Origin of the sequence: Zeaxanthinibacter sp. PT1 (assembly GCF_028464225.1) — a bacterium.
Taxonomy (GTDB): domain Bacteria; phylum Bacteroidota; class Bacteroidia; order Flavobacteriales; family Flavobacteriaceae; genus Zeaxanthinibacter.
In genome coordinates, this window is sequence record NZ_JAQPCN010000001.1 from 1,274,808 (window position 1) to 1,293,044 (window position 18,237).

An 18,237-nucleotide genomic window follows, 5' to 3' on the forward strand; every position below is an offset into this window, starting at 1 on the left:
CAATCGCCGGGGTTTTTTTATGCTCAAAAATCATTACATTTAATTTTTCTAAACAACCGAACATGGAAATTATTCAGATAGTACACTCTTACCTGGCCTACGTGGTCCTGATCGTTTTATTCCTGGCCGTTGCCAATGCCATCACAGGGCTGGTCAGCAACCGAATGTTTACCCTGGAAAAGGATTATCGCATCAGCTTATTCGCTTTAATATTGTCTCACATCCAACTGCTGGTGGGGCTAATACTGTATTTTTTATCTCCGAATGGCCTGAGTGCTATACAGGAGTTTGGAATGGGAGGTTTAACTTCTGCGGCACGCCTGCTGGCAGTAGAGCATCCTTTTATCAATATCCTGGCGATTGTCCTGATCACTATCGGATGGTCCAGGCATAAGAAATTCCTTGATGGCAAGAAGAAATTCAAAAGCATCGGAATTTTCTACGGATTAGGATTGATCCTTATCCTTAGCCGGATTCCATGGAACCAATGGTTCAATTAATTGCAATCAACAAATTAAATACAATCAGCTTTTAAACTACAAAAACCTACTGCAATGAAATACTGCCTGAGTCTTATCGCGATATTTTGCTTCACCCTCTTAACAGCCCAAGAAGAACTTTTTAACGGTGAGGACCTGCAAGGCTGGACGGTCTACGGTACTGAGAAGTGGTATGTAGAAGATGGCTTATTGGTGTCTGAAAGCGGCCCGGATAAAGCCTATGGCTACCTTGCTACCGATAAACACTACAAGGATTTTGAACTTACGCTGGAATTCCTGCAGGAATCCAATGGGAACAGTGGGGTTTTTATCCGCTCTACGGTCGATGGAACTAAAGTCAGTGGCTGGCAGGTAGAGGTGGCCCCGAAAGGATTGCATACCGGTGGAGTCTACGAATCATACGGCCGTGGATGGCTTATCAAGCCCGATGCCGCTAAAGAAGAAGTGCTAAAGGAAGGAGAGTGGAATACACTCAGGATAAGGGTTATGGGAGACCAGCTTACTTCCTGGCTTAACGGCACGGAAATGGTATCGATAACGGACGAGAAGATCGGCCAGGGAAAAGGGAGTATCGCCCTGCAGATCCATGATGGTGGCGGCATTAAAGTAAAGTGGCGCAATATTAAAGTTGTGGTTCCGGAATAATTTCAATCTTCCTTGAACAATACCAGGTAGACGGGGAAATGATCACTGTATCCCCCGTTATACCTTCCCCCTGCATAGGTTCTGAAAGGATATCCCTTGTAGGGCCCTCGTGATAGACGCAGGTAATCAGGGCTGAAGATCCCCGCAGTCAGGTAGGTCCATTGGGTCCTCTGCCTTTCCAGGTAGGTGGTGCCTAGGTAGAACTGGTCAAAGAGGCTCCAGCGGTTCCTGTAGGCCAGGCTGCCCCCACCTTTCCTGAAGATCCGGATCATAGGGTTGAAAAGGGAGGTATTGCTTTTAGCCTCTCCTTTGGATTTCGCTTTTAATACCTTATACATGCTGTCATCATCCGGGTTGTCATTAAAGTCGCCCATACCGATGATCCCTGAATCCGGGTGTGATCTTCGGATCGAATCGATCATGCCGAGGTTGAGCCGTGCAGCTCTCAGCCGGTTTTCATTACTACGAGCCTTTCCCCCGCTGCGGGATGGCCAGTGGTTAACCAGGAAATGAACAGCCTCATCATCCAGCCAACCTCCTACGATCAATACATCCCTGGTGTAATCCCGCTCCCCGTCCAGGTTGTAGAGTAGTAAGCGCCTACTTTTAAAACTGACGGGGAAGAAAGAATCCTCCCGGTAAAGTAAGGCTACGTCTATACCGCGCTCGTCAGGACTGTTATAATGTATAATTCGGTATTGAATCTCTCTTAGTAAGGGGTGAGAAATAAGATCGTTAAGTACATCGTAGTTTTCCACTTCGCAAAGACCTATAATATCCGGTCCTTTTTTATCCAGTATGCTGCCTAGCCCGGAGATCACTTCAGCCAAGTGAGCTATCTTTAATTGGTAGCGCTCTAAGGTCCATTTGTCTTTTCCTGCCGGGGTCCGGTCCATATCCAGTATACTGGAATCGCGCCGGATGTCGAACAAATTTTCAACGTTGTAAAAGGCGATCAGCCTGTATTGTATTTCCCCTTCCCCGGTAAGTTCATCCTGGGGAATCCATGGTATCTGGCAGGCAAAAAGCAGGCTGATCAGAATTGACATACTACGCGATTAACACACTCCAATATATTTCCTCCCACTGCAAGTAAACTGCAGTGGGCCACATTAATTTGCCTGTTGTTAGGAACTACCAACGGCGTTGGTCATGGTTATGAAGAGTGATGATGGAGGTTTGCAGGCTTATGGCGATAATTGTTTTCTGGATCAATATCATAAGCAGCCAGGAATCTAGCGTGACCGGTGCGGTGTATGACCGGGAAAATGGACTTCCTTTAAATGAAGTCTATGTTACTGTTATTGGAGACAGCACAGGGGTTTATACGGGAGACTCGGGCCAATTTGAATTACATGTAGGGCGTCCCGGGTTCACCGAGATCAGTTTTAATAAAGAGGGATATGGCACCCATAAAACCCGGGTCTCGGTAGAAGGTAAACCGACACAAGTTGGAGATGTTTTTTTGTCTTATCTGGGATCACCCTGGGAAGTCTCCCTGCCGCTACAGGAGAATGAGTTGTATGATGAGGAAAGCGGTTGGGGAGACCGGGTGCTCCTGCAGGCCGGTAGGGATGTGTTTCTGAACCGGGCTGCATTTGATTTCGGGCAGGTGTATTTTAGGTTGCGAGGTTATGATTCTGCGGAGAATGAAGTCTTATTCAATGGATTCCCTGTGAATAGTCTGATGACCGGCCGGGCCGAGTGGAGCCTGTGGGGCGGTCTGAACGATGTAACCCGCAACCAGCATATATCTTATGGCTTACAGGCTTCCCCTGAAACCCCCGGGGGTATGCTGGGATCAAGTACTATCGTTACCGCTCCGTCTGATATGCGGATGGGTAGCAGGATCAGTAGCAGCCTGTCTAACCGGACCTATGCCGGAAGGCTTATGCTCACCCATGTAGGTGGAGATAGCGGGAAAGGACTCAGTTATGCATTATCAGCTTCCGGCCGCTGGGCCGGCAGGGGATATATTGCGGGCACTTCCTATGATGCCTACTCCATGTTTTCTTCCCTGGTCTATCAATGGACATACCACAGGTTGTTGCTCACCGCCTTGCTGGCCTATAACCAGAGAGGGAGATCAGCAGCTATAACTCCCGAGGTAATGAATTTAACCGGACGTGATTATAATCCCTATTGGGGCCTACAGGACGGTAAAATACGAAATGCCCGTATCCGCAAATTACGGGAGCCAATCTGCCAGATACAGCACGTTTATAAAAAGGGCCGATTTTATCTGCGATCAGGCCTGGCCTACCAGTGGGGAGAACGGTCTAACAGCCGCCTGGGATATTTTAACGCGCCCAACCCGGACCCTACCTATTACAGGAAGCTGCCATCTTTTTATTTAAACAGCCCGTCTGCACCGAACCTGATCAGTGCTTACCAGTCTGAAAGGGCATTTACTGCAGCACCACAATTCTCATGGGAATCACTTTATCTCGCTAATCAAAACCCTTTCTTACAAGGGAAGTCGGCATATCTGCTATCTGCTGATGTAGTCCGATCACAGCTATGGTCTGCCTATATCCGGGGAGAGTGGGATATCTCCGGTTTCAGACTTTCCTGGGGATGGCCCTGGCGGAAACTGCAGGCACGCCATGGTTCAGAATTGAGAGACCTTCTGGGGAGTGAATACCACCTGGATATGGATCCATTCTCCGCTACACTGAATGATATGGAGGGAAATGCTAGGAAGACTAAAGGAGACATTTTTGGCTATGATTACACCTTGCATATTCAGAAATCCCGGCCTTACCTGCAACTGCAATATCATAAGCCGGGTATATCTGCCTTTATTTCCGGTTCTTACGAATTGACGAGCTTGCAAAGAGAAGGTCATTTTCAGAATGAGAGGTACCCCGAAAATTCCGTTGGAAAAGGGGAAAGCATACGGTTTTCCGCAGTAGGGATCAAAGCAGGGGTGCGCTATGGAATAAATGGTAAACACTGGTTGGATGTCAATGCTGGCAGTTTTGAGAAAGCTCCATTGCCAATCAATACTTATATCAATCCAAGGGATCACCACCTTGCTGTTCCCGGACCGGTCGTGGAAAAGAACAGGGGTCTGGAAATCAACTACCACCTGCGAAGCCCCTCTTGGATAGGGCGGTTTACGGGCTATTACACTCGTTTCCGCAATCGCTCTGATGTCAATTTCTTCTACGCCGATACCGGCCTGGGATCTGATTTTATACAAGAGGTGGTCAGTGGGATAGACTATTTGCACAAAGGGCTGGAACTGGGGCTGGAACACGAGCTGGGTGCCGACCTTAGCATTTCTTTGGTGATGGCCCTGGGTGATTTTCGCTACAGCAGGGATCCGGAAGTCCGCCTCTATTTTGATAATAGCGGGGAGGAAGAAGAGCAGATCAATTCGGAAGGAACTGCCTACCTGGGATATGCCGACCTGGAACAATATTTCCGTTCTTCCGGCCCGCAGACAGCTGTCTCCCTTGGGTTTAATTACAGGCATCCCGATTATTGGTGGATCGCTGTCAATGCTGATTACCTCTCCGGGGCATATCCCTCTTTAAGCACCCTTGCCAGGACTCCTCAATTTTCCTTGGATCCCGAAACAGGAGTGCCCAACCCGGCGGCAGGAGATGCTGAGCTGAGGCGAATGCTTCGCCAGCAGTCTATCCCTTCGGTATACCTGCTCAATCTCACAGGGGGCCGCTCCTGGCGACTTAAGCAGTATTACCTGAGCTTTTTCCTCAGCCTTTCCAATTTGTTTGACAGTACGTATGCGACCGGGGGTTATGAACAGGGGCGAAATGCGAATTTCGGCCAGTGGCTGAAGGATCACAGGAGCGGCAGGCCATCGTTCGGAACTAAATTCTGGTATGGCCGTGGCCGGAGCTATTTCCTGAACCTGGCCATCAGTTTTTAAAGTAGATAAAATAGGAATAATCTAAATCGAAAAATCATGAAGAATATAATGTATTGCCTTGCGGGCATAGTAATATTGACTTTGACATCATCATGCATCAGGGATTTTTTATCGGACGAAATAGGCGGGGATTGTAAGGGACTTCCGGAAGTCAAACATAGTATTAAAGATGTATACGGCCTTTATGAAGGGAACACCCGGGAAATTACAGAAGACTGGACTATCGAGGGCTATGTGATCTCTTCCGACAAAGATGGTAACTTCTTCGGAAGCCTCCACTTCCAGGACCATCCTTCCAATCCCGCATACGGCTTGCAACTGGAAATCGATTTACCGGATTCTCACCTCTGGTATCCTCCCGGCTCCAAAATACTGGTTAAGCTTAAGGGATTATATCTTGGGAAACGTAAAGGAGTGCTGACCCTTGGTGGCGCTTTCCCAACCTTCGGAAACCTGTCTGTTGGCAGGCTCCCGGCAGCATTGGTGCCCGGGCATATTATAGCATCCTGTGATGACCTGGTGGATATTGTTCCTGTACCTACTGATGCTATTAACCTGCCCGGCAGATCCGCGAATACCCTGGTTTCCATTCCCGGGCTTCAATTGATTGAGCAGGAAGCCGGGCTGCCATTTGCAGAAAAAGATAAGGAGACGGAAAGGAATTTACAGGACTGTGATGATAACCGCCTGCTATTACAGAACAGCGGCTATGCCGATTTTGCCACAGCGATAATGCCCGGGGGGAGGGGATTGTTGACCGCGGTCTATGTGCCTGAAAACGGTAGGTCCATAGTCCGAGTTCGCGGTATGGATGATATGCTGTTTGAAGGAGAGCGTTGCCTTGACGGAAATATCCCCGACGATACAGAATCAGGAGACGATTCCAGCGAAGATAGTGAAGACCCTTCGCGAGACGGATCTGTATTGATCACGGAGCTGGCAGATCCCGATAATAACCCGGGCGCAAGATTCCTGGAATTATATAATGCAGGGGATCAGCCACTATCCCTGGATGGCTGGACCATCCGGAGGTATACCAATGCGAATACAGAAGCAGGTGCGATAACCGATCTCTCCGGAATGAGTATAGCTGCAGCTGGTTTCATACTGCTGTCACCGGACGCGGCAGAATTTCAGGCGATATACGGGATTACCCCAGACCTGGAGGTGGCCGCCAATAGTGCAGCAGATTCTAACGGGGATGATAATATAGAGCTGGTCAATGCAAATGGTTTGGTAGTCGATGTGTTTGGCAGGGTTGGAGAAGATGGTTCAGGTACTGATCACGAGTTTGAAGATGGCCGTGCGGTACGGATTCCTTCGGTTATAACAGCTAATCATGTTTACGACCCGGTGGAATGGGAAGTATACAATGATACCGGGGCCGCCGGCACTGTGCAGCAGCCCCAGCAGGCTCCGCAGGATTTTAACCCGGGAGTGCGGTAAGGTTAATAGTCGTGAAGCACCTCCATTACGGTCGACAAATCTTTTGGCGTTACCGGTTTCAGGATGTAGTTATGGACAATCTCGTAATCTTTGACACGTTCCAGGTCACGTGGATCAATTGAAGAACTGATGATATAGATGATGAGGTTATCCTTCTTGGGGTGATTGATGGTAATTAGCTGGTCCAGGAATTCCCAACCGTTCATAATCGGCATATTCAAATCGAGGAAGATCACCGAGGGGAAATTCTCATCAGATTCCACGATAGATGACAGCCCATCCAATGCCTGCTGCCCGTTCTGGTATACAAGAATTTCATCGCAGAAATTCACTTCCTTCATAATTCTTTTGGTGCCGTAGATGAAGATGGGATCATCATCGATTATACAACTTGTACGTATTTTTTTCACTTTAATTCTTTTAATAACCTTCGTTCAACGTAATAATAAAAGTGGTTCCTACGTCCACCTTGCTCTCTACCGAAATAGTACCGCTCATGGCCTCTATCTGGTTTTTGGTAATGAACAAGCCTATCCCTTTAGAGTCTTTGTGACTGTGGAAGGTCTTGTACATGCCAAAGATCTTGTTCCTGTGCCGGTCAAGGTCTATCCCCTGCCCGTTATCGCCAAAACGAATGATAATTCGTCCGTTGCGTTTAGCCGAGGTTATTGTGATCATTGGGGTGCGATCGGGGGAGCGGTACTTGATCGCGTTGGTAAAAAGATTTAGGATAATACTATCTAGGTATGCCGGAACTACGTTCACAAAGTGAGACCGGGCTATTTTGATGTGGCAGGAAGTATTGTTGGCTTTCAGCAAAGCATTTACATTCTTCTCCACGGCCAATACTGCACTCAGAAGGCTCACACTGGTCATTTTTTCCAGGGCACCTGTCTTCACCTGTACCACCTCGTTGAGGTGCTGAACGGTTTCATTCAGGCTTTCCGATGCATTTTTCATCATTTGAATGATGTTCTTCTGCTCAGAAGGGTCTGTTTCCCCGTCCAGGAAGGTAGTCAGCATAGACATATTTGTCGCATGAGATCTTAAGTTATGCGATACGATATGTGCAAAATTCAGGAGGCTGTCATTCTGGTCCTTGGTCACATTGACCAGGGTTTTGAGACGTTTTTCGGCGGCGATACGCGAGGAGATATCCATAATCTGGGAAATAAAATGGGTTAACTTCCCGTGGATGTCCTTTACTGCCGTAACCGTCAGTATCACATGGACTAAATGACCTTCTTTGTGGTAATAGCGCTTCTCTATCTGGTAGGAATCTCTTTTATCCTCAATTACTTCGTGTAAAAGGTCCAGGTCTTTGTTCAGGTCATCCGGGTGGGTGATATCCTGGAAGGTAAGTTTCATCAGTTCACTCCGGGAGTATCCTATACTTTTACAGAGACTGTCATTCACCTTTTTCCACCGTCCGTTGAGGCCAACCAGGGCCATCCCGACCGCTGATTGATCAAAGGTACCTGTAAAAGACTCTTCACTACGGGCAAGTTCTAGCTGAGCATTCTTTAATTCGGTGATGTCCCAGTTTGTGCCCACCATTTTTATTGCATTACCATGCTTATCACGCTGGGTTTCGGCCAGTGCCCGGATATAACGGATCTCCCCATTTGGCCAGACCACCCTGAATTCCGTATCAAAAGGTTTCTCACCAGAGATAGCCATTTCAATCTCTTGCCCCCCTCTTTCTTTATCTTCCGGGTGTACACCAGCCTGCCATGCTTCGTATACCCCGGTAAAATCTTCTTTTTTTATACCGTATAGCCGGTACATATTATCATCCCAGACAAGCTTGTTATTGACAATATCGTAATCCCAGATACCAACCTGGGCAGCTTGGGTGGCGATCTCCAGTCGATCAGAAATTATGGCGTGTTCTTCAGTAACCCTTTTCTGAGTATCGATATCCTGGAAAGTACCGTATATACGTACACACTTCCCATTGACCAATTCTGGCTGGCCTTTGGCCCGTACCCATTTCTCATTTCCTTTAGCAGTAATGATCCGGAGCTCTACATCCCAGGGCTTGCCGGTTTCTATGCCGCGGTTCACCAATTTGGTGATCTTCTCCCGGTCCTTACCTTCTTTGTAAAAGTTAATTCCGGTCTCAAGGTCGGGCTCAAAATCCTGTGGGACCTCGTGGATGTCCTTGGTAATCTTACTCCAGTGAATGCGATTGTTCACCAGGTCTACTTCCCAGCCACCGACATTGGCTACCTCTTGGGACATGCGAAGTAATTCTATCTCACGCTGGGCAGAGGTCAATGACTCCAGGACCAGCACCACACCCCCTACATCACCATCTGCATCTGACCAGGGGTTAATATTCCATTTTAACCAGTGACTACTGCCATCTTCCCTGATAAAGCGTTCTCCCTCGTTGACCTCGGACTTTTCTTCTTCCAGGCTTTTTTTCAAGGCATCGACAAGTTTCCCGGGGATATCCGGAATCAGCTCCTGTATGGATTTTCCTTCCGACTGCCCGTTGGTAATCCCATAATTTCGATTAAAAGAACCAGAATTTGCAAGGATCCGAAGATCCTTGTCCAGAGAAGCCATAGGGACAGGGGAATGCTTAATGAAGTTAAGCGTCTGAATATTTTCCAAAAGGGTCAGTGTTTGTGGTTATTAACTCCAACGCTAAGTTAATACATATAGTATAAGGTAGGGCTTTACCCACGGGATATTTGGTGGACTGTTAAATGTTTCTACACTCATTTCTCAACATAACACTGGAAAATTTTATACAGGATTAAAAATTTGCCTATAATTTCAGCAGACTGCAAAAGTGTGGAGAAAGAAGTTGGTGTAAGTAAACTTGTCAGGGAGGGTTCTTATATTTACAGGACGATAGCGATAGATATGGAACAATTTTTTAACGAGATTAGGCTGGGAAATAAAAATGCCGTGAGTACCATGTTGGCGAAGGAGCCGGGATTGGTGAATGCCAGGGATCAGCGTGGATCTACTCCACTCATCCTGGCGGCCTACTACAATCATTCCTCCATAGTTTCCGAACTGCTGGATTACAACGCCCCAATAGACGAAAAGGATGCAGCGGGGAATACAGCCCTGATGGGTGTCTGTTTTAAAGGCTTTGGGGATATTGCGAAGCAATTGATCGATGCCGGGGCCGATGTAAATGCGACCAATGCCATGGGAGGCAGTTGCCTCATCTTTGCCATTACCTTTAAGCATGTAGGTATTGCCAAATTACTTATAGAACACGGGGCAGATACCAAGGCAAAGGATGCCAGGGGGAATACAGCACTGGACCACGCCCGTATGCAGGAGGTGAAACCTTTGATAGAGCTTTTAGAAAACCACTGAAATATGCCATTGACCATGAAGATAGCCCTTGTTCAAACCCCTTTGACATGGGAAGATCCAACTGCCAACCGGAAAGCACTGGAAAGTATTATCCGCGGAGCTGCGGAGGATACAGACCTGTTGGTGCTGCCCGAAATGTTTACCACGGGGTTCACTATGACTCCCCAGCACATGGATAAGGAAGAAGGTCCTAAGACATTAGAGTGGATGCGAATATTGGCCAATGAGAAAGAGATGGCCATTTGCGGGAGTATTGTTTTCCAGGAAGGAGACCAGTATTACAATCGCCTTTGTTTTGTGAAGCCGGACGGATCTGTGGCGACCTACGATAAGAAGCACACCTTTACCCTGGCAGGTGAAGATAAGGTTTATACAGCGGGCACGGAACGACTGGTTTTAGAATATAAAGGCTTCAGGATATGCCCACTGGTCTGTTACGACCTGCGGTTTCCAGTTTGGAGCCGGAATACGGAAGACTATGACCTGCTTATTTACGTCGCCAACTGGCCTGCTCCCCGAACATCTGCCTGGGATATCCTCCTGAAGGCAAGGGCGGTGGAGAATATGGCATTTTGTGCCGGAGTGAACAGGATAGGAACAGATCATACCGGTCATGAATATTCCGGCCATACGGCTGTATATGACGCACTCGGATCTCCACTGGGCTATACTGAAAAAGAAACTGTGCTCTATGCTACATTAAAAAAAGAAGAGCTGGACGAGGTAAGAGGGAAATTAAAATTTCTGCAAGACCGGGATGCATTTACCCTCCTACCGTAAAAGTCTGTTCCAATTCCCAGTTGGCCCTGACCTCTATGACTTCGGGGTAGTAGATCACCCTTTCGGGCTGCCGTTTTTCAAGGTATCGGCCGGTATCCCATTCCCTGTTTTCATTAGTGTCAAAGATGAGTCGGACCAGGTATTTCCCGGGGTCAACATTATTAAATTCCAGTAGTTCCTGCTGCTGTATATAACGCTCTCGCATAACCTTGCCTTTCTCATCGGTCAGTTGTACGATCAACGGGAATGCCAGTGCCCCTTCCAGTCGCATCCTCAGGTTACCTAAATCAGCATACCCACCGGTGGAAAGCCTGTAAACCATACTGTCATTGGTCTGGCCAAAGAAATCCATCAGGCTGCGTTCCTCCAGGGTGATTTTATAGTCTGTATTAGCCTCCTTTTCAAAGGTGATATTCACCTTGTTTTCCACGGTATCCAGTACAGACTGGAAATCCAGCGGCAAAGAATCCTGGTAAACAACACTGATCTGCCTCCTGTCAACGGCGATAATAGGGGTATTGGCCCCTACAGAGAAGGTCTCTTCAAAGGGTAGCTTAGAACGGTGGCTGGGATTGAGCAACAAGGTGTCCGGACCCAGTTTCCTGGTCTTTACCGTAAAGGTGTCTATCTGCTCGGTATTCTGAAGCCGAACCCGGAACACCAGGGAATCTGCCTTAAAAGGGGTAAGCCAGAAATTGAGCGAATCCTTACCGGGTACTTTAGACACCATGGTCTTGACGCTATCGGGCAATTGGGTAAGAGGTTCTATAAAGACATCGGGATCCTGCCCCTGGTAGCCAAAAAGCACCCTGTTGGCCGCTGCAAGGCTAGGGGGGAGCATGCTGTAATCAGGAATCTCCCGGAACATATTCAGCAGGTACGTGGTGTCTGTGGGTAACTGTATGGTGTCTTCTACAAAGGCTATCTTATCGGTGTCCTGGTCAAAAGTATTATTCTTGGCCTCATCTTTAACACCCACGAGCACATATTTCCCTGCTTTCAGGTTCTTAAGGGTGAAGATGGTGGTACTGTCCAGCGTGTTGGTCATGTAATTCGGCGGGTCCTTATAGATAGTAGAATCCGTAAAAGAACTGTCCAGCTCGTAGAGCATCACGCTGACGAACTGGTCTGCCACATTATTAAAAGCATCCTTTACCACTCCTGAAAGGGCGAGAGAATCAATATAGTCGCCGGTAGAAAATACATAAGTGAGGAAAGGATTGGGATTGCCCTCGTTATTGTCTACTATACTTTGCCCAAAATTAATGGTGTAGGTGGTACTGTCGCGTAAGGTATCCTTCAGGATGATCTCGATAAACTTGCTGGCGCCTCCCTGTGGTTTTATCTCCGGTGTATATTTTAAGGGTGGGGATATGATCAGCTGGTTCTGCACATCCTGCAGTTTAATATACTCATCAAAGAAAAGCCTTATCCGGTTACCTTTAAAATTTACGCTCAGGTTCTCCGGTTCTGCCTTTATCATTACAGGGGCCTCTACATCTTTAGGCCCTCCTGTAGGGCTTCCACGTTTAGCACACTGAAGCAGGGCTGCGACGAGAAGCAGGGCAAAGGTGAGCATCAGGAATCTTCGGAGCAGGGCCATAAGTCTTTTCTGTGGAGGCAAAGAAACGATTAATTTACAGATTTATAAAATTAAGGAACTACTGCCATGGCGGCTATATAGACCTCTGTATCCCCTCCTTTTTTCAGGGCCTCGGAGCAGGCTTCAAGGGTTGCGCCGGTGGTGATTACATCATCTACAAGCAGTACTTTTTTACCGGCTAATTGCTCTCTGTCTACCACGGTATACAGATCTTGCTGACTCTGCCAGCGGAAGGAACGGTCTTTCCGGGTCTGGGTGCGGACATTAGCGGTTTTGACCAGGATTCCTGTACGGAATTCTGCTCCCAGTAGAGTGGCCATCGCCTCGCCAAACAGGTCTACCTGGTTGTATCCCCTTTTCCTTTGTTTCCGGGGGTGCAGGGGAACAGGAATAACGTAGTCCGGCCGGGCCGGCATACCGGCCTGCAGCAGCTCTGAACCGAACCATTCCCCCAGGAAGGTTCCTATTTGCTGTTGTTTCCGGTATTTCAGGTAATGGATAAGGTTTTTGACGATGCCTTCGTCGGAATAATAAAGAAAGGCGGCCGCTTTACTCACATCCGTTCGTCCGTAAAAAATGCGGTCTACAGGATTTTCCACGGCCAAATTGTACTCGGTAAGGGGTAATTGATTTCGACAAAGGGTGCACAAAAGGTGCTCTCCTCGATATAATCGAGCGTTACATCCAAAACACAAGGGGGGTAAAAGGACCTTGTTGATGTCATTTAGTATATTTGATAGCTTAAGAAAAATCAAATCTTAACGCAGATAACCAGCTGAAAACTTAGCCTCGATTGAATGGATTTTCAAGATACTAAATTCAATTACAAGATCATTATTGCCGCAATGGTCGCTGTGATCCTGGGCATCCTTATTGCCTTTTATTACAGCTACGCGCAATCCAAGGCCCAGATCAGCTACCTGGAGGATGAGCGGAACCTGCTGGTTAAGGATCTCACCATCATGAAATCTGAGGTAGATCGCTTGGCGGCGATGAACGAGGTGAACGAGATAGACCTGGAGGATTCCAGGTTCCGAGTAGAACAATTGCTCGATTCTGTAGGGCGACTCAATTTCACGGTGGGAAAGCTTAGGGAAGATCGCAGGCGTCTCAGGAAACTGGAAGCCATGTATGACAGCCTTAAACTCAAGAACAACTACCTGGAGTATAACAACAGCCTAATTACTGAAAAATACGAGGAGAGCCGGGAGATCCTGGAAGAATTGCGGAGCAAGAGCAGTGCCCTCTCTGCTGCCGAGACCTTATTAAGGCGCAAAAACAGGGAACTCAGCCGGGAGCTGAAGACCAAGAATTATCTGCAAATGCGATTTGCAGAAGGAAGTGGTTTCCGCCTGAGAAGTGAAAGACCCATCAAAACGACCAAAGCCTCTACCATTGAAAAACTTCGCGGTTGCGTAACCATTCTGGGGGAGCCCAATACGGAAAGCCAGCAACGCGTTGTTTACCTGCAATTCCTGGATCCACAGATGCAGGTGATCGAGGATAACGCCAGTACGGTTTCCGTCAGCGGGAATATCTACAGCAAAAGGGTAGAAGTGATGTACGAGGGTGATGAAATGATGATCTGTGACTTTATCACCGTCCCGGAATCTTCCTTGCAGGAAGGCACCTACACGCTCAACGTTTTCGAGGACGAAAAACTCCTTACTTCCTCCGAATTTCAATTGAAATAATTACCGCAGTTCTAGGCTAATATTCTATTTTTGCCGCATGGCAAAGCAAGAAGACAATTTCAAGAATGTTATATCCCACGCTAAGGAATACGGCTATGTATTTCAGTCCAGCGAGATCTATGACGGGCTTAGTGCCGTCTATGATTATGCGCAGAACGGCGTGGAACTGAAAAAGAATATCAGGGAATACTGGTGGAAGGCCATGGTGCAGATGAACGACAATATTGTCGGGCTGGATTCAGCCATCTTTATGCACCCGACCACCTGGAAAGCATCGGGGCACGTTGATGCCTTTAACGATCCCCTGATCGATAATAAAGATTCCAAGAAACGATACCGGGCCGATGTCCTCATCGAAGACCACGTCGCCAAGATCGAGGCTAAGATAGAAAAGGAAGTCAGTAAGGCAGCAAAACGCTTCGGGGACGACTTTGACCAGGAACAGTTTGAGGCGACTAACCCCAGGGTGCTGCGCTATAAGGAAGAGTCATCTGCCATTGTAAAGCGTATGGCCAGCTCACTCGAAAAAGAAGACCTGGCCGATGTGAAACAGCTGATTGAAGAGCTGGGCATTGCATGCCCGCTTTCCGGTTCTAAGAACTGGACAGATGTCAAGCAGTTTAACCTGATGTTCGGCACCAAGCTGGGTGCTTCTGCTGACAGCGCAATGGACCTTTACCTCCGGCCCGAGACCGCCCAGGGTATCTTTGTAAACTTCCTGAATGTTCAGAAGACAGGGAGGATGAAGATCCCATTCGGGATTGCACAAGTAGGAAAAGCATTCAGGAACGAGATCGTCGCTAGACAATTCATCTTCAGGATGCGCGAATTTGAGCAGATGGAAATGCAGTTCTTTATACAGCCGGGCACTCAGGCCGAATGGTACGAGACCTGGAAGGAGAAAAGGATGAAGTGGCATCTTTCACTGGGTATCGATGCAGAAAATTACAGGTTCCACGACCACGAGAAACTGGCCCATTACGCCGACGCTGCTGCGGATATAGAATTCAAATTTCCGTTCGGGATCAAAGAATTGGAAGGAATTCATTCACGGACCGATTTTGACCTGAGGCGCCACGAGGAATTCTCAGGAAAGAAGTTGCAGTATTTTGACCCGGAAACACAAGAGAATTACGTGCCTTACGTGATCGAAACCTCTATTGGCCTAGACCGGATGTTCCTGGCGGTTTTCTCTAATTCATTACAGGAAGAAACCCTGGAAAACGGGTCTACCCGTACGGTGCTGAAATTACCGGCGGTGCTCGCTCCTACCAAGGTAGCTGTGCTCCCTCTTGTGAAAAAAGATGGACTGCCCGAGCTGGCCAACCGGTTGCTGGAAGAGCTGCAGTGGGACTTTAACGTAACCTATGACGAGAAAGATGCAGTAGGTCGCCGATACCGCAGGCAGGATGCCGTGGGGACGCCTTTCTGTGTCACCGTGGATCACCAGTCCCTGGAAGACCAAACCGTAACCCTGCGTTACCGGGACAGCATGGAGCAGATTCGTATCCCGATGAGCGAAGTGGCTGCTAAGGTGGCTCAAGAAGTGGATATGAAGTATTGGCTTCAGAAAATGAAATAAGCTATAAGCGGTATTCCAGCCGCAGGCTGCTATAAAAGTTGAGGTTGTTCCCCGGGTAGAAATACCTGGGGGCATTACCTCCAAAGCCGACAGCGTTGATCAGTACCGATCGCGCATATCGGGTGTCTAATAGGTTGTCTATCCCGGCAGACAGGGCAAAACTCCATCGATCACCGATTTCCCTGCTATACCCCAATTTTGTATTGAGTAATTCAAAAGCTTCACTATCCAGCGTATTGGCGTCGGTCAGTGGAATAGCTCCTACATGTTCAATTCCCAGTGACCACCACAGCCCTGATTGGTGTTCCAGCCTCCAGCCGGCAGTATATCGGTGCCTGGGCACCCCGGTAAGGGGATTGCCGGAATAATCATTATCCCCATCCACGTAATCCACGAATTGGTGATCGCTGAAGGTATAGCTCAGGTAGGGAGTCCACCGTACCCCGGCCCATGGTTTCAGCAGCAGCTGCGCATCCAGTTCTATCCCCTGGTGCCTGGTTTCCCCGGCATTACGACCTATGAACTGGTCCTGTCCCACCCGTTGCGCCACCAGCAGGTTTTTAATATTCATCCGGTATACCGCCAGGTCTATCTTCAGCCCCGGGTTCCGGAAATACCAGCGGGTACCCAGTTCGTAATTCATCCCGGTCTCCTGGGAGATATCGGGGTTGATGACACCATCCGGGGTAAGGGTCTCCTCCAGGCTGGGATTGGAGTACCCCCTGCTGATGTTTGCATAGATATGCCGTGAGGGAGTAAAGCGATATTCCACGTCCAGGCTGGGAAGGAGCAACACATCAAAACTGCGTTGGGCACTGCGGTTCCCTGCGCCTTGCCTGAACTTATCCCTGAAATCGTAATAGGTTTTATTTACGGCTAGCCCGGCCCTTGCTTTAAAGCGATTTGTAAACGGCCATTCCAGGCTCCCGAAGGCATTGAATTGCCGGCGGAATTCCTGGTTGTCGCTCAGCCGGTCGCCCTGCAGGCTGCCCCGGCCATCGTTTTCTTCATAGCGGTTTTCAAAAGTGCCCCAACGATATTCATCCTTGTATAACTCGGCTCCAAGGGTATAAGGGGCAGTCTGGTCTCCCGTGGGAATTGTACCTTCAAAGATGCTGCGAAATCCATAGCCATGGGTATACTCGTCCAGGATATTAAAGGGCCTGGGTTCATAGTGGTCCAGGTAAGAGTAGAATACACTGGTGCTATTACTGAACCCTGGGGTGATCTGCTGGCGGAAATTCAGCCCGGCCAGGGTATAATTATTATCCTCGTACCCCCTGGCTTGTCTCCAGGTGAAAGCGGCTTCCCTGGGGCTTTCCCGGAAATCGGTCTCATTCAGTGAGCTGGGGATCTGGGCAAAATAATCGATATGATTGATCAGCAGCCCTAAGCTTGTACGCTCACTTAGAGTAAAGGTACTGTTCAGCAGCAGGGCATCCCTCTCAAAATCGTTATTATCCCGATATCCCTGAGTCTCCAGGTGACCGTAAGTGAGTTGAAGATCGAGATTCTCATCGGAAAGGGAAAGCCCCACATTGTTTTTAAAAAGGTTATAGGAACCCAGGGTAGTGGTGTTATATACCTTGTTTCCTTTAGCTCCTGTTTTTAAAAGGATAGCCCCTCCCAGGTTGGCACCATAAGCGCTTCCCTTTGGCCCTTTAACTACGGTGATATCGGCCAGGTTTTCCAGGTCGAATAATTCGATCGTAGAGAATCCTGTCCCGTTGGTCACCGGGATGTTGTTGAAATATAATCGCACTTTATCTGTCCCGAACGGGGTTCTTGCACCCACACCACGGATGGTGATCCTGTTGGTGTTCTGGGCGCCGGAAAGCAGGTATACCCCGGATACCCTGTTCATGGCAGAGGGCAGGTCTATCGGGCTCCTTGCCTCGAGGACTTCGGGCCCCAGCCTTTGTACATCTGTAATCCCAAGGGAAACAGGGCGGTCTATGGGATCGTAAAGGATCACTTCCTGCAAGTAGGTGACAGAATCCTGTTCTTTTTCCTGGGCGATTATCGGGGATAAGAATAGCGATATAAGTAAAAGGGGGAGTAATTTTATCATCAGAATCGTATTCCTATGGCCAGCCCGGCGCGGTACATAAAATCACTCTGGAATTCTTCCGGGTTCAGGTTTCGTCCAAAGCCCCCAAATACCTCCAGGGAAAATCGCTGGCTACGAGTGGTCCATTTATTGCCCATGCCCAGCCCCATGGCCAGGGTGCTGTAGTCGTTATTTCGGTTCCCCAGTTCCGTGGTCTCAATCTCGTCTTCCCCCGTAAAATACAGGCCGAAGGCTTCGGCGAAGAAGCCGGACCTGGGTTGGTAGCCAAAATAGGCCCTGAGGTTGGGGCCTATCCCAAAATTCCCGTTATAGTCGGTCGGGTCATCATCCAGGTAAATGGTCCCCCCCAGACTGACGTCATCACTCAGGTAATATTCATAAGAGGCCTCTACCGTCTTGGTGGCCAGGAACAAGCCGATATTGAACTTGACTTCGCTTTCCAGCTCCAGGTTGGGATACGCCTGCCCCTGTGCAAACCCAAAGAGCAACAGGAAAAATGGCAGCAACAATTTCTTCATACAGGATATTTCTAGGATCTGTGTAAAAATACGTATCTCAACCTTTACATGCCCAGCTTTATTTATAAGACCTCTCTATAGTGCATCAGAACTTAGAGGGGGATTTGTTGTACATGAGCGGCAAACATTGTTATTTTTGTGAAAAACACGAAGAT

General features: G+C 48.3%; 15 protein-coding genes. 8 read left to right on the top strand and 7 right to left on the bottom strand.

Going from position 1 to position 18,237, the window contains the following annotated elements; translation table 11 throughout:
• Window positions 1-62: 62 nt before the first annotated feature.
• Together PP178_RS05575 and PP178_RS05580 are read left to right on the top strand one after the other, a co-directional pair.
• Entirely contained in the window at window positions 63-500 is a 438-nt protein-coding gene (locus tag PP178_RS05575; protein ID WP_272593320.1) for a hypothetical protein, read from the top strand.
• A 54-nt stretch (window positions 501-554) separates the two neighbouring features.
• A complete protein-coding gene (locus tag PP178_RS05580) occupies window positions 555-1,145 on the top strand; it encodes a 3-keto-disaccharide hydrolase (protein WP_272593321.1) in 591 nt (196 codons plus the stop codon).
• Window positions 1,146-1,147: 2 nt separating this feature from the next.
• On the opposite strand, the gene PP178_RS05585 is transcribed toward PP178_RS05580, so the two are convergent.
• Window positions 1,148-2,194 (bottom strand): endonuclease/exonuclease/phosphatase family protein, encoded by a 1,047-nt coding sequence (locus PP178_RS05585; RefSeq protein ID WP_272593322.1) that lies wholly within the window; start codon window positions 2,192-2,194, stop codon window positions 1,148-1,150.
• Between the two features lie 140 nt (window positions 2,195-2,334).
• Between PP178_RS05585 and PP178_RS05590 the strand changes: the two genes are divergently transcribed.
• Window positions 2,335-5,043: a TonB-dependent receptor gene (locus PP178_RS05590; protein WP_272593323.1), complete on the top strand. Its 2,709-nt coding sequence runs from the start codon at window positions 2,335-2,337 to the stop codon at window positions 5,041-5,043.
• Window positions 5,044-5,079: 36 nt separating this feature from the next.
• Complete coding sequence (locus PP178_RS05595; protein ID WP_272593324.1) at window positions 5,080-6,489, top strand: DUF5689 domain-containing protein; 1,410 nt, start codon at window positions 5,080-5,082, stop codon at window positions 6,487-6,489.
• Between the two features lie 2 nt (window positions 6,490-6,491).
• Here PP178_RS05595 and PP178_RS05600 read toward each other — a convergent pair whose 3' ends face one another.
• Both PP178_RS05600 and PP178_RS05605 read right to left on the bottom strand, forming a co-directional pair.
• Window positions 6,492-6,899: a response regulator gene (locus PP178_RS05600; RefSeq protein ID WP_272593325.1), complete on the bottom strand. Its 408-nt coding sequence runs from the start codon at window positions 6,897-6,899 to the stop codon at window positions 6,492-6,494.
• A gap of 10 nt (window positions 6,900-6,909) precedes the next feature.
• Window positions 6,910-9,111 (bottom strand): PAS domain-containing sensor histidine kinase, encoded by a 2,202-nt coding sequence (locus PP178_RS05605; protein ID WP_272593326.1) that lies wholly within the window; start codon window positions 9,109-9,111, stop codon window positions 6,910-6,912.
• A 183-nt stretch (window positions 9,112-9,294) separates the two neighbouring features.
• Here PP178_RS05605 and PP178_RS05610 point away from each other — a divergent pair, with 183 nt between their 5' ends.
• Window positions 9,295-9,834 carry an ankyrin repeat domain-containing protein gene (locus PP178_RS05610; RefSeq protein ID WP_336298516.1) on the top strand — a complete coding sequence of 180 codons (540 nt, stop codon included), beginning with the start codon at window positions 9,295-9,297 and terminating at the stop codon, window positions 9,832-9,834.
• 3 nt (window positions 9,835-9,837) lie between these two features.
• Window positions 9,838-10,614, top strand: a complete 777-nt coding sequence (locus tag PP178_RS05615; RefSeq protein WP_272593327.1) for an amidohydrolase — start codon at window positions 9,838-9,840, stop codon at window positions 10,612-10,614.
• On the opposite strand, the gene PP178_RS05620 is transcribed toward PP178_RS05615, so the two are convergent.
• Both PP178_RS05620 and PP178_RS05625 read right to left on the bottom strand, forming a co-directional pair.
• Window positions 10,598-12,238, bottom strand: coding sequence for an Ig-like domain-containing protein (locus PP178_RS05620; RefSeq protein WP_336298517.1), 1,641 nt, complete (start codon window positions 12,236-12,238; stop codon window positions 10,598-10,600). The two genes, PP178_RS05615 and PP178_RS05620, sit on opposite strands and share 17 nt — an antisense overlap.
• A gap of 29 nt (window positions 12,239-12,267) precedes the next feature.
• Window positions 12,268-12,816 (bottom strand): ComF family protein, encoded by a 549-nt coding sequence (locus PP178_RS05625; protein WP_272593328.1) that lies wholly within the window; start codon window positions 12,814-12,816, stop codon window positions 12,268-12,270.
• A gap of 198 nt (window positions 12,817-13,014) precedes the next feature.
• Here PP178_RS05625 and PP178_RS05630 point away from each other — a divergent pair, with 198 nt between their 5' ends.
• Window positions 13,015-13,911, top strand: a complete 897-nt coding sequence (locus tag PP178_RS05630) for a hypothetical protein (protein WP_272593329.1) — start codon at window positions 13,015-13,017, stop codon at window positions 13,909-13,911.
• A 37-nt stretch (window positions 13,912-13,948) separates the two neighbouring features.
• Window positions 13,949-15,493 (top strand): glycine--tRNA ligase, encoded by a 1,545-nt coding sequence (locus tag PP178_RS05635; protein WP_272593330.1) that lies wholly within the window; start codon window positions 13,949-13,951, stop codon window positions 15,491-15,493.
• 1 nt (window position 15,494) lies between these two features.
• Here PP178_RS05635 and PP178_RS05640 read toward each other — a convergent pair whose 3' ends face one another.
• A complete protein-coding gene (locus tag PP178_RS05640) occupies window positions 15,495-17,564 on the bottom strand; it encodes a TonB-dependent receptor family protein (RefSeq protein WP_272593331.1) in 2,070 nt (689 codons plus the stop codon).
• Window positions 17,564-18,082: a DUF3575 domain-containing protein gene (locus PP178_RS05645; RefSeq protein ID WP_272593332.1), complete on the bottom strand. Its 519-nt coding sequence runs from the start codon at window positions 18,080-18,082 to the stop codon at window positions 17,564-17,566. Before PP178_RS05645 ends, PP178_RS05640 begins: the two co-directional genes overlap by 1 nt.
• Window positions 18,083-18,237 lie beyond the last annotated feature (155 nt).